Origin of the sequence: Microcoleus sp. PH2017_28_MFU_U_A, assembly GCF_020738035.1 — a bacterium.
Lineage (GTDB): Bacteria > Cyanobacteriota > Cyanobacteriia > Cyanobacteriales > Microcoleaceae > Microcoleus.
In genome coordinates, this window is record NZ_JAEQCX010000088.1 from 1 (window position 1) to 14,866 (window position 14,866).

The 14,866-nt window shown below is 46.7% G+C and carries 9 protein-coding genes and 1 pseudogene; 6 read left to right on the forward strand and 4 right to left on the reverse strand.

The features are described 5' to 3' along the window. The 4 genes and pseudogenes from JGK14_RS21580 to JGK14_RS21600 form a co-directional block, all read right to left on the reverse strand. A partial coding sequence (locus JGK14_RS21580; RefSeq protein ID WP_325315468.1) for an Ig-like domain-containing protein occupies positions 1-3,608 on the reverse strand: 3,608 nt, incomplete at its 3' end. A gap of 65 nt (positions 3,609-3,673) precedes the next feature. After that, positions 3,674-4,630 (reverse strand): annotated as a pseudogene (locus tag JGK14_RS34090) (Rpn family recombination-promoting nuclease/putative transposase). A gap of 46 nt (positions 4,631-4,676) precedes the next feature. Then, a complete protein-coding gene (locus JGK14_RS21595) occupies positions 4,677-5,369 on the reverse strand; it encodes a response regulator transcription factor (protein ID WP_293182760.1) in 693 nt (230 codons plus the stop codon). Next, positions 5,359-6,465 (reverse strand): sensor histidine kinase, encoded by a 1,107-nt coding sequence (locus JGK14_RS21600; RefSeq protein ID WP_293217022.1) that lies wholly within the window; start codon positions 6,463-6,465, stop codon positions 5,359-5,361. Before JGK14_RS21600 ends, JGK14_RS21595 begins: the two co-directional genes overlap by 11 nt. A 355-nt stretch (positions 6,466-6,820) precedes the next feature. On the opposite strand from JGK14_RS21600, the gene kdpA reads away from it, so the two are divergent. From kdpA to JGK14_RS21630, 6 genes are all read left to right on the forward strand, one after another. After that, on the forward strand, positions 6,821-8,581 hold the full coding sequence (gene kdpA, locus JGK14_RS21605; RefSeq protein WP_293182764.1) for a potassium-transporting ATPase subunit KdpA: 1,761 nt from the start codon (positions 6,821-6,823) through the stop codon (positions 8,579-8,581). A 74-nt stretch (positions 8,582-8,655) separates the two neighbouring features. Further along, positions 8,656-10,761 (forward strand): potassium-transporting ATPase subunit KdpB, encoded by a 2,106-nt coding sequence (gene kdpB, locus JGK14_RS21610; RefSeq protein ID WP_293182766.1) that lies wholly within the window; start codon positions 8,656-8,658, stop codon positions 10,759-10,761. A gap of 149 nt (positions 10,762-10,910) precedes the next feature. Then, positions 10,911-11,180 carry a K(+)-transporting ATPase subunit F gene (gene kdpF, locus JGK14_RS21615; RefSeq protein WP_293182768.1) on the forward strand — a complete coding sequence of 90 codons (270 nt, stop codon included), beginning with the start codon at positions 10,911-10,913 and terminating at the stop codon, positions 11,178-11,180. A 162-nt stretch (positions 11,181-11,342) separates the two neighbouring features. Then, the gene (gene kdpC, locus JGK14_RS21620) at positions 11,343-11,969 is read left to right on the forward strand and encodes a K(+)-transporting ATPase subunit C (protein ID WP_325315471.1); all 627 of its coding nucleotides are present in this window, start codon (positions 11,343-11,345) and stop codon (positions 11,967-11,969) included. A gap of 215 nt (positions 11,970-12,184) precedes the next feature. Then, positions 12,185-13,327 (forward strand): universal stress protein, encoded by a 1,143-nt coding sequence (locus JGK14_RS21625; protein ID WP_293182816.1) that lies wholly within the window; start codon positions 12,185-12,187, stop codon positions 13,325-13,327. A 192-nt stretch (positions 13,328-13,519) separates the two neighbouring features. Further along, positions 13,520-14,788 carry a cation:proton antiporter gene (locus tag JGK14_RS21630; RefSeq protein WP_325315472.1) on the forward strand — a complete coding sequence of 423 codons (1,269 nt, stop codon included), beginning with the start codon at positions 13,520-13,522 and terminating at the stop codon, positions 14,786-14,788. The last annotated feature ends 78 nt before the right edge of the window (positions 14,789-14,866 follow it).

The following is a 14,866-nucleotide window of genomic DNA, read 5'->3' on the forward strand; positions in this document are numbered from 1 at the left end:
GGAGTCGGAGTTGTTACCGGAGTCGGAGTTGTTACCGGAGTCGGAGTTGTTACCGGAGTCGGAGTTGTTACCGGAGTTGGAGTTGTTACCGGAGTTGGAGTTGTTACCGGAGTTGGAGTTGTTACCGGAGTTGGAGTTGGAGAGTTGTTGACAACAATACTTGCTGTGACGATCGCAGAATCAGCTTTTCCGTCATTAGCTTTGTAGGTAAAAGAGTCTGTCCCTGCAAAACCAGCATTCGGAGTGTAACTGAAGGAACCGTTAGCGTTGAGGGCGATCGCACCTTTAGTCGGCAGGGCCACCAAAATCGCAGTCAACGGATCGTTTTCCGGGTCTGTATCGTTAATTAAGACTCCCAAGCCGGCCACGTTGAGAGGGGTATTAAAAGAAGTTGTATAGTTGTCAGGAATCGCGACAGGCGGGTTATTGTTGACGTTTACAGTCACGGTAGCTGGTGCAGAGCTAACTATGCCGTCGCTGACTGTGTAGCTAAATGTGTCTGTCCCAGTAAAGCCTGCCTTAGGAGTATAGGTGAAAGAACCGTCTTTGCTGAGGGCGATCGACCCTTTCGTCGGGTTGGCCGCCAACGCAGCAGTCAGCGTGTCCAAGTCCGCGTCGGAATCGTTGGCTAAAACTCCCGGCAATATTTCGCTGAGGGCTTTTCCCGCACTGGTGCTGTAGGTGTCAGGTTGTGCGATCGGCACACTGTTGGTAACATTAATATTCACCGTAGCGGGGATAGTCGCAGCGCCGTCGCTAGCGCTATAAATGAAAGTATCAACTCCGACAAATCCGGGGTTGGGAGTGTAAATGAAGTCACCCTTGGGATTGAGTACGAGTTTACCTTTAGTCGGTTGTGTGACAACAGCAGCAGTCAACGTGTCGAAAATGTCGGGGTCGAAGTCATTGAATAAGACGGATGGAAATCCGGTCAACACGCGATCGTGCCTGACGATGTAGGTGTCGGGAATAGCGATCGGCAGACTGTTCGTAACATCAATACTCACCGTACTGGGGACAGTCGCAGCCCCATCGCTAACGCTGTAAGTGAAAGTATCAATTCCAACAAAGCCAGGGTTAGGAGTGTAAGTGAAGTCACCCTTGGGATTGAGTACGAGTTTACCTTTAATCGGTTGTGTGACAACAGCAGCAGTCAACGTGTCGAAAATGTCGGGGTCGAAGTCATTGAATAAAACGGATGGAAATCCGGTCAACACGCGATCGTGCTCGACTTTGTATGTGTCGGGATTGGCGATCGGCGGACTGTTGGTAATATTAATTACAAATGTCTGGTTTGCCGAAGTATCGATGCCGCCGTTAGCTATACCGCCGTTGTCTCTGAGGTTGAGAGTGATATTAGCCTTGCCAGTTCCACTTGTGGCGGGGGTAAAAGTCAGTTGTCCGAAAAAGCCGATCGCCGGTGGTACGCTAAACAAACCGGGATTGTCATTTCCCACGACTTGAAAGTTGACGGTTTGTGTTGACTCGTTGACCGGCCCTGGAGAAATGGCTATGGCCCATCCAGGAAAGGTTTGCAGGCCAGCACTGTGATTGACAGTGCGATCGGGCCCTTTGACAAACGACGGTGCATCGTTGACAGGATTAACAGTAATTGTTGCAGTCTCGCTGGCCGTACTGAAAGCTGCTAAACCCCCAATACTGCTAGCAGTTGAAATATCAGCCGTCCCCCCATTCGTGAGGGTAGTACCGCTAGAGTTAGTCGTCGTTCCATCCCACGATTGATAGGTGATATTAGCACTACCGTTGTAGTCATTATTGGGAAGAAAGCGGATACTGGCATTGCCTGCTAGCAGTCTCGCTGCTGCTGTTGACGGTGTACCGAATGCCGTCCAAGTCGCACCGCTATCAATAGAATATTGCCAACTGCCGTTAGTATTGTCTGTCGCCGTCACAGCAATTCCTTGAGTGTCGGCGGTGTCGGGATCTGTAACTATTCCTGCAATTAAAACAGAAACTAAGGTGCCAGTGTTGCTGGCAGAAGGTACATCTTCGTTAATTGCTGTTAGTACCGGCGAACCGCTGTTGTTGAGTACGGGTGCGTTGTTGGCTGCAAACGCTGCGAATCTGGTGGGAAGGGCAAAATTGTTGTCGCTGACAAGAATTAGCGTTCGTTTCCCAGTTGCTGTTTGAGGAGGCCCAAATGTCATCCCTTCAAAATTGTCAACCAGTGCCGGAGTGCCTGTACTGAGGAAATAAGCAGAAGTGGCGATCGGAGTTTTCGATACTGGTGTAATGCTAGCAACACCAGAAGCAATCAAACCGGTATTGTTTTGAATATCTGTCGCACCGTTTAAAGAAATTTGATAAAGCTTCAAATCCCCTGACGGCGGTGTTGTCGATAAGTCGAGAAAACGTTCGAGAACCAGCAGTGTATTATCATCAACGGCCAGCATTTCTGAAATGCCGTTGCGCGGATCGGTATTGTAAAGAAATTCTCCGTTTGTGGTGTTTGTACCTAAGTTATATCTGACAATTCGCGATCGCGCGCCAGCCGTTATATCTGAAGCAGGGCCGTCTTGTTCGAGAGCATTTTCTGTTGCTGTAAATAGAAAACTTTGACTGGGAGTAATCGTCAGACTTTCAAAACCTTGATTGTTGCGGATGCCGCTGTTAGGATCTGCTGATACGTCGTATTTGGGAGAAGCAATAGGCAGCGCGAAATTTTGAACTCCTGTTGCAATGGCGAAACTATTAATAAAAGGCTGGGTATTTGTGGAGAAATTGCCTTCAGAAGAGACGAAGACATTGCCGCCGATGAAGCCAATGCCCTCTGTATCCGATGTATCTGCGGCAAAGGGAGGCGGATTGCCAATCTGTGTCACCCCTGTAAAATTCACTTGTCCTGGTACTGGTGTCAAGCTACCGGAACTCACAGTAGGTATAGTGAGGGTGTAAAAGCGAGATGGGCCGGGACTGCCACCAGGAATATTGCGGCCGTCGGAGATAGCGTAGTAAGTGTTGCTTCCCGCGTAGGTAAGGCCCGACAGTCCACCTACCTGAGTTGTTGGTGTTCCAAAAGTTGTATTTGCCGGAAATCCTGCTTGTCCCAAAAGTTGTAAGCCGAACACAAATTGGTAAGCGGCCATTGTGGCTGACTCGATCGCCAACTCCGACTCCACCCACCCAGTTGTATAATCTAGTTCCCAGTCTCCGCCTAAAGCTGAATTGCCGATCGGCCCCCTGGAAGCAGCGATTTTTGCCTTTGTTAGCTGACTCAGTTGCTGCACGAAGTTAGCGCCCGCATCGCCCGCCGCTACCTCGCACCCGTACAGCAAAATCTCTGCACTCTCTGCCAGCGATCGCGACCATTGCTGCAATTTTTCATCATAAAAGTTTAAATTTGTCAAGTTTAGATCGATCGCGCCTAACTGCAAACTCGCCGATCGACCGTGGGAGATAATATGAATACTTTTAATATTGCTGCGACTCCCTAGCACTTCCGTAATTTGTGCTACTCCATCCCGCGCTGCATTGATGATAATTACTTCTATTCCGGCGGCGATACCGTTGCAAAGATTTTGGATATCGGGGAGGGCAGAGTCGAGAAAGGCGATCGAACTCATAACAGAATTGATAAAATTTGGCACAAAACACCTCTGGTTTGATGACCGTCGATAACTTAAATATATGCCAAATATACCAAACTCAGATATTAAATGTCATCCGTAAAATTTCGGGAATGTTGCTGCAACCAAGTCACCAAATCTGAAACACTTTCAAAATCAAACATCGCATCTCCTAAATTATCCAAATTCTCAAGATTCAACTCGCATATCTGCGTCTGAATGTCTGGAGAAATTTCACCAATTAGCCTCCTCATATTCCGGACTATTAATTCTGACTTGCCTCGTTCCATGCCTCGTTCCATGCCTCGTTCCATGCCTCGTTCTAGAGCTTGCTGAGCCGCTAGATCGATCGCCCCTTGTTGATCTTGAATCCAAAACTCTTGTTTTTGCAATTCATCTAAGTCTTTTTGACTCAGATTCGTGTCGTTAGCAATCTGAAAAGCTCTTTCAATTTCTGGCACCGCAACCATTGTATCGGGAACAGTTTCTAGGTTACTGGTATTTTTGACAAAATAAATCCACTTGTCCGTCAGCGTTGTCAACTAATCCAATTCCTTTTTGAATTTTGGCAGTTCGATAAACACCAACTCAATCTCGCTATCGGGATAATCGAATAATCTTTGTGTTTCTTTGAAGGCAAATCTCGAAATTACTTCCAATTGATTGGGAAACATTTCAAAGTCTGTGATATTCAAAGCAATTACTGGCCTGAGTCTGTAATAGCTATCGCTTAGATTTAATTGCATTCCATAAGTTTTAGCAGCATTATATAAAACTCGCTTACGATATTTTGCCACGTTCAAAACTTGGATTGTGACAATCACAGTTTTGCCATCATTAATTTTAGCTTTGACATCTAAATAAGTGTCTTTACTTCCAAAAATCTCAGCAGATAAATAAGGAGGGATGATTTCTAAATCTTCGATCGCAGATTCGCCTGCATAAAGCATAGCGTTCAAAAAACTCATCAAAATTTCTCGGCTTTCGTTAGAACAGAATATCTTCGTGAAGGCCAAATATAGTTTGGGATTGATAAAACCCATAGTTTTTAGCGATCGAGGTTTTGTCTATCATTATAAACTACCAGACTTAAGATTGACTGCCTAACAGTTCCTCTGCTACCAATCCTTTCTGAATAGCGAGCACTGCTGCTTGAGTGCGATCGCGCACTTCTAACTTTTGCAAAATCGCGTGGACGTGCACCCGCACAGTCCCCGGAGCGATGTACAATATTTGTGCAATCTCCTGATTGCTTTTCCCGCCCGCAACTAAGGCTAATATTTCCTGTTCCCTCGGAGTCAGCGGATTGTCTAAAACTTCCCATTTACTCGCGCTTTTGACAGGTTCGGGATTACTAAAAACCGCCCGAATTTCCGCAGTTGCGGCCTTGTCCCACCAAGAAGCACCCGCCGCTACCGATCGAATTGCCAAAACCAAAGTTTCTGCGGCAATTCCCTTGAGACAATATCCTTGGGCTCCCGCAGCCATCAACCTTTCAATTAACGTTTTTTGGGCGTGAGATGTTAAAATTAAAACCGGAATTTCTGGATGTCTCTGTTTAATTTGGCGACAGGCTTCAATGCCACCAATTCCCGGCAAACCGACATCGAGAACCACCACATCCGGCAAGTGTTCCTGAGTCAATTCTACCGCCGTTTCTCCATCTTCCGCCTCGGCAATTATTTGCAAGGAACTTTCTTGCTGCAATCTGGTTTGCAGTCCCAACCGAAATAGTTCGTCGTCTTCAACTAAGAGAATTCGCAAGGGAGAATTAGGTTTCATTGGCAGAGATAGCTGGTAGTCGGAATCCAAACAAGGCACCTAAAGGCAATTTGTTTTCTGCCCAAATTATACCGCCGTGGGCGTCAATAATTTGGCGAGATAAGTATAACCCCAATCCCGATCCTTTGGCTTGCCGATCGCCATTTCCTTGATAAAAACGCTCGAACAAGTGGGGCAGCTCATCGCTAGTAATTCCCAACCCGCTATCGATAACTTTCACCACCTGATCGGTTGCGTAAGATTCCATGACTATTTCTACTTTACCACCTCGGGGAGAATGGTTGATCGCGTTTGTTAGCAAATTAACAAAAACGCGCTGGAGTTGCACTTCATCGCCGTTTACCCACAAAGAACGGCGAAAGTCAGACTCTCCGTAACTTATACTAATATAAACTCGGCGCGCTGCCGATAAATGGATGAGTGTGGCAATTACTTCTTCTGCTAAAGCTGCTAAATTTACGGGCGCAAGTTGCAGTTTTAAACCTTCGGCATCGTTGCGGTAAACATCCAGCAGCGTTTCTACTAATTGTAGTGACATTTTTTGCGATCGCGCCATTGTTTCGAGAACTTTTTGCTGGCTGGTAGTCACTTCCCCAAAGTTTGCTCCCTGAAAAGCTTTGATTGTTTCAATTGCGCCCAGCATCGGCGTTTTCAAGTCGTGACTCAAAGTAGAGACAAAATCCTCTCGGATGCTGGCTAGCTGCTGCTGAGATTGCAACTGCGCTTTGGCGATCGCGATCGCTTCTTGATACTGCTGGGTGCGATCGCTCAAATATCCCGTGACTCCCAAGGCCATAACTGCGATCGCCCTATTTGCAACAGTCGCTAGGGCGATCGTTTCTCCATAGGGAACAAACAAGTTCAACAGCGTCAATGCTGCTGCTAACAGCGTAATTTGCAACTTTCCCAACCGACTCAACCGCGAATTTGCCAGTAAAATCGGCCCTGTATACAAATACCCAAACAGATATTCTGACGGCGTGGTAAATTCCAGTGCTATAACGATCGCGAATAAAATTGCGATCGACCACCTTCCGCGCAAATACTTTTCTTGAAACACCAAAATTTTGGGAATTTTCAATAAGCTGTCAAACATCTCTAATTAATCCATTTTAAGCTTGTAAAATATCAACCAATACAGTTAACTTAAAAACAATCTGATTCATGAAAAATGCCTGCATCGCCTATAAAATCGCGATAGTAAATTCGTCAAAAAGCGTTAAGTAAACCGTATTGAAATATCAACTACATTTTGGCGCAAAAAACAGCGTTTAGACAGAATTTATACCTGCAAGTATAGATTTAATACATTGGCTAAACATTCGCCTATCAGTAAAAGTATAGGTAAAAAAAGCATAATTTATAAACAGTAACTTATACCTTAAGACAGATTATCAACAACCCCAAACCTCAGTAAAGTAATCACTAAACGAGGAATTTTTAACACACTTATGTTACAAGGCTTAATTCAAATTGCATTAACCCTAATCATTTTAATCGCGATCGCGCCCGTGTTCGGCAACTACATGGCACGGGTGTACATGGGAGAACGAACCATTCTCGACCCCGCAATTAAACCACTAGAACAACTCATCTATAAAGCCAGCAATATTCGGTCTGTAGATTCCATGACAGGCTGGCAGTATGCCCGATCGCTATTATACAGCAATGCAGCAATGGGCATATTTGTATTCTTGATTTTCATGCTTCAGGGACTGCTGCCTTTAAATCCCACCAGCCTGAGTGCACCAACCTGGGATACCGCGCTGCATACAACTATTTCATTCCTCACAAATACCGACCAACAACATTACTCAGGCGAGACAACATTCAGTTATTTATCCCAGTTAACCCTGGGTTTTTTAATGTTCACCTCAGCAGCCACGGGTTTAGCAGTAGGAATTGCCTTTATTCGGGGACTGACAGGTCGCCCCCTCGGCAACTTTTATATCGATTTAATTCAATCTATCACCCGGATTCTGCTGCCACTTTCTTTGATAATTGGCTTGTGCTTACTAATTTCTGGAGTGCCGGAAACCCTAGCCGGCCCAGCAGTTGCGCGTACCTTAGAAGGCGGCACGCAAGTAATTGCTCGCGGCCCAGTAGCTCACTTTGAAAGTATCAAACAACTGGGAGAAAATGGCGGCGGATTTTTTGCCATTAACTCGGCTCACCCCTTTGAAAATCCTAACCCTTTTACCAACCTGCTGGAAACACTAGCAATGGTTTCTATACCAGCAGCACTCATTCACACCTACGGCAGATTTGCTAACAACAAAAAGCAGGGATGGCTGATTTTTGGGATGGTGTTTGCCATCTATGTAATTTTGATCGGCATTGCAGCAGTTGGCGAATATCAAGGCAATCCCCAAATTAATAGTTTGCTCGGTTCCGTGCAACCAAACTTAGAAGGGAAAGAAGTTAGATTCGGTTGGGCAGAAACTGTACTTTGGGCTGTCACTACGACTGGGACAATGTGCGGGGCTGTCAACGGAATGCACGATTCTTTAATGCCGCCAGGGGGTTTTGCTACTTTATTTAACTTGTTTCTCCAAATTGTTTGGGGCGGACAGGGAACGGGAACGGCTTACTTATTTATTTACTCCATTTTGAGCGTGTTTCTCACCGGATTGATGGTGGGGAGAACGCCGGAATTTTTGGGACGAAAAATTGAAAAGCGGGAAATTGTTTTAGCTAGCGTTGTTTTGTTGATTCACCCGATCGCAGTTTTAATCCCCGGCGCGATTACCCTCGCCTTTCCCGACAGCTTGAGCGGCATCAGCAACCCAGAATTTCACGGCATTTCGCAGGTGATGTACGAATACGCTTCAGCGGCGGCTAATAACGGTTCTGGCTTTGAAGGATTGGGCGATTCTCAACCCGCGCCGACAGGACTTTGGTGGAATTTAAGCACTTGTTTTAGCTTGCTGATGGGGCGCTACGTTCCAATTATTGCCTTGCTGCTGTTAGCTGACAGCATGACGAACAAACAACTGGTTCCTGAAACAACCGGAACACTGAGAACAGATTCGATTTTGTTCACCAGCGTCACCGCAGGAGTAATCATCATTTTGGGCGCGCTGACATTTTTCCCAGTGCTGGCTTTAGGGCCGATCGCAGAAGGATATGAAATCAGCAGCGGCAAGTTTGAAGCCGCACCCGTAACTGCACCCACAACACCTTTAGCAACACCAACTGCTCAACCTCAATAGCTAAAAACATCAACCTCACTATTCTCTTTCTCTGCGTTCTCTGCGTCCTCTGCGGTTCATTAAAATTCCAAATTATGGCTACTTCCAATACCCCCGATTCCCCAAAAAATCCCCGTTCCAGAGGCTCTCGCGAGTCTCGCAAACATACGCCAAAAGCAAATACTAAAGGCCTTTATCAAAGAGCTTTCAAAGAAGCTTTTATCAAACTAGATCCTCGGGTGATGCTGAAAAACCCGGTGATGTTTGTGGTATGGGTAGGCACAATTGTGACTGCATTATTAACGATCGACCCCACGCTGTTCGGCCCGGTTCCCGGCAAAAATCAGGTAGTTTTCAACGGTTTAGTCACGTTTATTTTGTTCTTCACCTTAGTATTTGCTAATTTTGCAGAAGCCGTAGCCGAAGGGCGCGGGAAAGCGCAAGCGGATGCACTGCGATCGACAAAAGCAGATACCACAGCCCGCAAACTCTTACCAGACGGTTCAATTCAAGAAGTTAGTTCGACATCTCTCAGACGCGGCGACCAAATTAAAGTGATCGCAGGCGATGTCATTCCTTCCGACGGCGAAGTGATCGCAGGTGTCGCATCCGTAGACGAATCGGCGATTACCGGGGAATCGGCGCCCGTGCTCAAGGAACCGGGTTCCGACATCGCCAGTTCCGTTACCGGCGGGACGCGCATCCTTTCGGACGAACTGACGCTGCGGGTGATGGCCGACCCCGGTAAAGGGTTTTTGGACAGGATGATCGCGTTGGTAGAGGGCGCAGAACGATCGAAAACGCCGAACGAGATCGCGCTGACAGTGCTGCTGGCTGTGCTGACTCTGGTGTTTTTGATTGTGGTATCGACGATTCCGCCCGTGGGCAATTATGTCAAAACTCCTGTGGGTGTGGTGACGCTGATTTCGCTGTTGGTGGCGCTGATTCCGACAACGATCGGCGGTTTGTTAAGTGCGATCGGCATTGCGGGGATGGATCGCGTCGCTCAATTTAACGTGATAGCGACCTCTGGGCGGGCCGTGGAGGCTTGCGGCGACGTGAATACGCTGATTTTGGACAAAACGGGAACGATTACGCTGGGCAACCGTTTAGCCGAGGAGTTCATCCCGGTAAACGGTCATTCGCTGCAAGAAGTGGCGCAGGTAGCGCTGACTGCGAGCGTTTTTGACGATACTCCCGAGGGAAAGTCGATCGTCCGTTTGGCTCAGAATTTGGGCGCACAGGTGGAGTTCGATCGCACCAACTCCCAAGGATCTGAAGGCATTGATTTTTCCGCAAAAACGCGGATGTCTGGTACGGACTTACCCGACGGTACGGAAGTTCGCAAGGGTGCGGTGGATGCGGTTAAAGGTTTTGTGCGATCGCGCGGCGGCAATTTCGGCCCGGATCTCGATGAAGCTTACGAGCGAGTTTCGCGATTGGGAGGCACACCCTTAGGCGTTTGTCAAGGTAGCGACACCTACGGAATTATCTATTTGAAAGATGTGATTAAACCCGGAATTCGCGATCGGTTTGACCAACTGCGAAAAATGGGAATTCGCACCATCATGCTCACCGGAGATAACCGAATTACAGCATCAGTAATTGCCGACGAAGCCGGAGTAGACGACTTCATCGCCGAAGCAACTCCCGAAGACAAAATCGAAGTAATTCGCAAGCAACAAGCCGAAGGTAAATTAGTAGCAATGACGGGAGACGGAACCAACGACGCACCCGCCCTAGCCCAAGCAAACGTAGGTTTGGCGATGAATTCCGGAACCCAAGCGGCGAAGGAAGCTGCAAACATGGTGGACTTAGATTCTGACCCCACAAAACTGATTGACTTAGTGACAATTGGCAAACAATTGCTAATTACTCGCGGCGCGCTGACTACGTTTTCGCTAGCCAACGACATCGCCAAATACTTCGCAATTATTCCCGCAATGTTTGCTCCCGTCGGCGCTTTAAACATCATGGGTTTAGCCAGCGGTCAATCGGCGGTTTTGTCAGCATTAGTTTACAATGCTTTGATTATTCCCGCTTTGATTCCCCTGGCACTAACTGGTGTCAAATTTAGACCACTAAGTGCCAATCAACTGTTGCAGCGGAACATTTTAATCTACGGATTGGGCGGAGCAGTTGCGCCGTTTATCGCCATCAAAATTATCGATGTTTTCATTGCTGCGATCGGGTTAGCATAAAAAACTTCGACTACCGATTCGCAGGGCGGATGTAACGGATGACTCTTCCCGGCTCTGCCTGGGAACGCATATCCAGAGGCTATGCCTCGATTTTCCCACAAAAAATCTAAGAGAAAGACAGATATTTAGTTCCCAACAAAGGAGAATTCATGAAACGGAATGATTTGCTGAATGATGTTTTACCCAGAGACTTTCAAGAAACAATTGAGTTAGCGAAAATGCTGCGATCGCGCCACCCAATCCCGGTGCAGCTATTTCTGGTAATGTGCTTTAACTTGATAATTGCACCCGCGGTTTATGCGGCTGCGGATGAAGGTTTGACCAAAAAAGCGGCGTGGGGTTTAAGTCTTTTGGGTTTAGTAATTATTGGGCTAGCAGTTTATTTGTTTGTCGTGATTTTTCAGCCAGAAAGATTTTAGGCATTTCCATTGTCAACCTTAGAAACCGGTTTTTTTACCGAATCTGGCGGCTAAACCAAATATTTTCGCAAAAATCCGGTTTCGGGCATCCAGTTTTTCATGACATCCGTTACACAATCCGTTACACAATCCGTTGCCGAACTTCCTTCATTGAGGTCATGTATGAGAGAATTAATCAGAGCTATTCGCGTTACTTTAGTTTTGTGGGGAATCACAGCGATTATTTATCCCTTAATCCTGCTCGCAATCGGTCAACTTGCTTTCAATTCCCAAGCAAACGGCAGTTTAATTACCAACCAAGGAGTTGTAGTCGGCTCATCGTTAATCGGTCAGTCTTTCGGCTCGGATAAATATTTTTGGGGGCGCCCTAGCACCACAAATTACAGCAGCTTTGTGGCAATAGATTACGACCCCACAAAGGCAGAAAACTTAAGTCAGAGAACGGGCGTTTCGGGAGCGAGCAATCTTGCTCCCAGCAACTCGGATCTGCTGAAGCGAGGTAATGAAAAAGATGGTTTTCAGGGGGTAGAAGTTGAGTTGGCTCGCCTCAATTTAGTTGGTATCAAACCGACTGCGGATTTAGTTTACACTTCCGGTTCTAGCCTCGATCCGCACATTAGCGTAGAATCAGCTCGATCGCAAATTGAACGGGTAGCAAAAGTGCGATCGGTCAATCTCAATCAAGTCGAAATGTTAGTAGCCAAAAATACAGATAGCAGATTTCTCGGTATTTTCGGCGAACCGGGAGTTAACGTCCTCAAACTAAATGTGGCTCTCGACGGTTTATAATACTCTGTGGTCAGTAGTCAGCAGTCAGTAGTGAATAGTCATTAGTCATTAGTCATTAGTCAGGTAGGGGCGGTGCCCCATGCCCGCCCTCTTAGTAGTCATTGGTAATCGGTAATTGACTGTCAACCGTCAACTGTCAACCGTCAACTGTCAACTATCAACTGCCAACTGCCAACTGCCAACTGTCAACTGTCAACTGTCAACTGCCAACTGCGATGATTCACTCTAGCGAACTCAGTAACAATTCCGACGCAATTTACGCCCAACCAAATCGCGGTTACGATCGCCCTCACCGCCGGGGAAAGCACAAAATCTTTATCGGAATGGCCCCCGGTGTCGGCAAAACTTTCCGAATGCTGGAAGAAGGGCACAGACTCAAATCTGAAGGCATTGATGTCGCCGTTGGACTGTTAGAAACTCACGGGCGGAAAGAGACAGCAGCTAAAGGCGAAGGACTAGAAATAGTCCCGCGAAAAGAAATGCTGCACGGCGAAAAAGCACTTACCGAAATGGATACTGAAGCCCTAATAGTACGCCGCCCTCAACTAGCATTAGTAGACGAACTGGCTCATACAAACGTTCCCGGTTCTCTGCGAGAAAAGCGATATCAAGATGTCGAAGAAATTCTGAAAGCAGGGATAGATGTTTTCTCTACCCTCAACATTCAACACATAGAAAGTCTCAACGATTTAGTAGCGAGAATTACGGGAGTTGTAGTGCGAGAGCGAGTACCCGATCGCATTCTCGAAGAAGCTGACGAAATAGTCGTTATTGATGTCACGCCCGAAACCTTAGAAGAACGGTTGCGAGAAGGCAAAATCTACGCTCCTGAAAAAATAGAACAATCTTTAAAAAACTTTTTCCAGCGCCGTCATTTAATCGCATTGCGAGAACTGGCGCTGCGGGAGGTAGCAGATAGTGTTGAAGACGATGCAGCAACTTTAAAAGGTCAATCTTGCAACATTCACGAACGAGTTTTAGTATGCGTATCGACTTTTCCTAATTCCTTGCAACTGCTGCGGCGGGGTGCAAGGCTGGCGAACTACATGAATGCCCCATTTTATGCTTTGTTTGTGGATGCTCCCGATCGCTTCTTAACAAAATCCGAAAGCTTGCACGTTGAAACTTGCCAGAAGCTTTGCCAAGAATTTAACGGCCAATTTCTGCGGGTGGAAAGTCCGAATATCGCACAAGCAATTTCTGAGGTAGCTAAACAGTATCGGATTACTCAAATTGTGATCGGCGAAAGCCAGCAATCACGCTGGAAATTGCTGTTTCGGGGTTCTTTGACTCAACAGTTAGTGCGATCGCTCAAACACGTAGATTTGCACATCATCTCTACGGAAAAAAGTCGGTAGTTATTGGGCATGGGGCATGGGGCATAGGGCATAGGGCATAGGGCATTAGTTATTTGTCTTAGGTTTGGTGTTTGTTGTTGTTTCTAATAACTAATAACTCATAACTAATAACTCATAAATATAACTTTCGGAGGATAGCAGACTCTAGCTGGTGGCGGATGTGCCAGAAGCTTTTATCTGTCAAGATTGCACTTGTTAAAGCTGATTAAAAGTGCGATCGCTATGGTAGATCATTACATTCTCAACTTGCTAGTGATTGGCATCCTCCTGCTCACCGTCACCTTGGGCTCCGGATGGATTTCGCGATTGCCGGTATCTTATGCCTTAATTTATCTAATTGTCGGTATCGGATTGGGGCCCTACGGCGTCAAGCTGGTTGAATTGCGCCCCGATGCTCAATTTTTAGAAAGACTCACAGAATTTGTAGTTATTGTGTCTCTGTTTAGTTGCGGCTTAAAAATGAATCGCCCGCTACAACTTTGGGCCTGGAATTCCACCGCGCGGCTGCTCGGTTTTTTAATGCCGATTTCGATTTTTGCTGTTGCTGCGATCGCTCATTGGTTTGTGAAATTAGATTGGGGCCCTGCCATTTTACTAGGAGCAATTCTGGCACCCACAGATCCAGTTTTAGCCTCAGAAGTTCAGATAGCTGATATAGAAGATCGCGATGAATTGCGTTTTGGCTTAACATCGGAAGGCGGTTTGAACGATGCTTTAGCTTTTCCCTTTGTTTATTTCGGCATTTATGCGCTAAAAGATAACAACTGGCCGAACTGGTTTTCGCAGTGGGTGGCAGTTGACTTGCTTTGGGCGGGTTCCGCAGGTATCGTGATGGGCATTTTAGTAGCCAAAGCCGTCACTTGGATCGATCGCCGATTGCAACGCTACAGGCCCGCCGACGAACTAATGGAAGATTTCATCGCTCTCAGCACAATTCTGCTCACATATTCCCTCACCGAAGTAGTCAACGGCTACGGATTCCTCGCAGTTTTTGTAGCAGGAATTGTAGTGCAGCGCAGTTACCGCGACCCCGAAAAACCGCTTTCCCAACTGCACTTTACTGAGCGCATAGAAAAGTTAATGGAAGTAGGAACAATTTTAATATTGGGTTCCATGTTGCGCCTAGAAGCTCTCGTTGCACATGGAAGCTACGCCCTTTTAATAGCTGGATTGTTAATCTTTTTGATTCGGCCTGTGGGAGCTTGGATTAGTACGATTGGCAGTCGCTTGCATCCCGCCAGCCGCTGGCTCTGCGGTTGGTTCGGCATTCGCGGCGTCGGTTCAATCTATTATCTTACCTATGCTTTCGGTCACGGTTTGAAAGGCGAAACTGCCGAGAAAATTGCCTGGATTACTTTTACTACGATCGTAATTTCTGTGATTGTGCACGGCATTAGCGCCACCCCGTTAATGAACTGGTACGAGCGGCGAATTAAACCTAAAGTACCGGATTTAATTTAATTCATAGAAATCTCAATTGTCGATCGCCCCCAAAGCGTACAGCCTAGCTTTCTGTGTCTCAATTATGCCCTTCAATTG

Bases quoted from the DNA above. Each gene is read 5' to 3' on its own strand.
- JGK14_RS21595 (WP_293182760.1), bottom strand. From the start codon at position 5,369: ATGAAACCTAATTCTCCCTTGCGAATTCTCTTAGTTGAAGACGACGAA.
- JGK14_RS21600 (WP_293217022.1), bottom strand. From the start codon at position 6,465: ATGTTTGACAGCTTATTGAAAATTCCCAAAATTTTGGTGTTTCAAGAA.
- kdpA (WP_293182764.1), top strand. From the start codon at position 6,821: ATGTTACAAGGCTTAATTCAAATTGCATTAACCCTAATCATTTTAATC.
- kdpB (WP_293182766.1), top strand. From the start codon at position 8,656: ATGGCTACTTCCAATACCCCCGATTCCCCAAAAAATCCCCGTTCCAGA.
- kdpF (WP_293182768.1), top strand. From the start codon at position 10,911: ATGAAACGGAATGATTTGCTGAATGATGTTTTACCCAGAGACTTTCAA.
- kdpC (WP_325315471.1), top strand. From the start codon at position 11,343: ATGAGAGAATTAATCAGAGCTATTCGCGTTACTTTAGTTTTGTGGGGA.
- JGK14_RS21625 (WP_293182816.1), top strand. From the start codon at position 12,185: ATGATTCACTCTAGCGAACTCAGTAACAATTCCGACGCAATTTACGCC.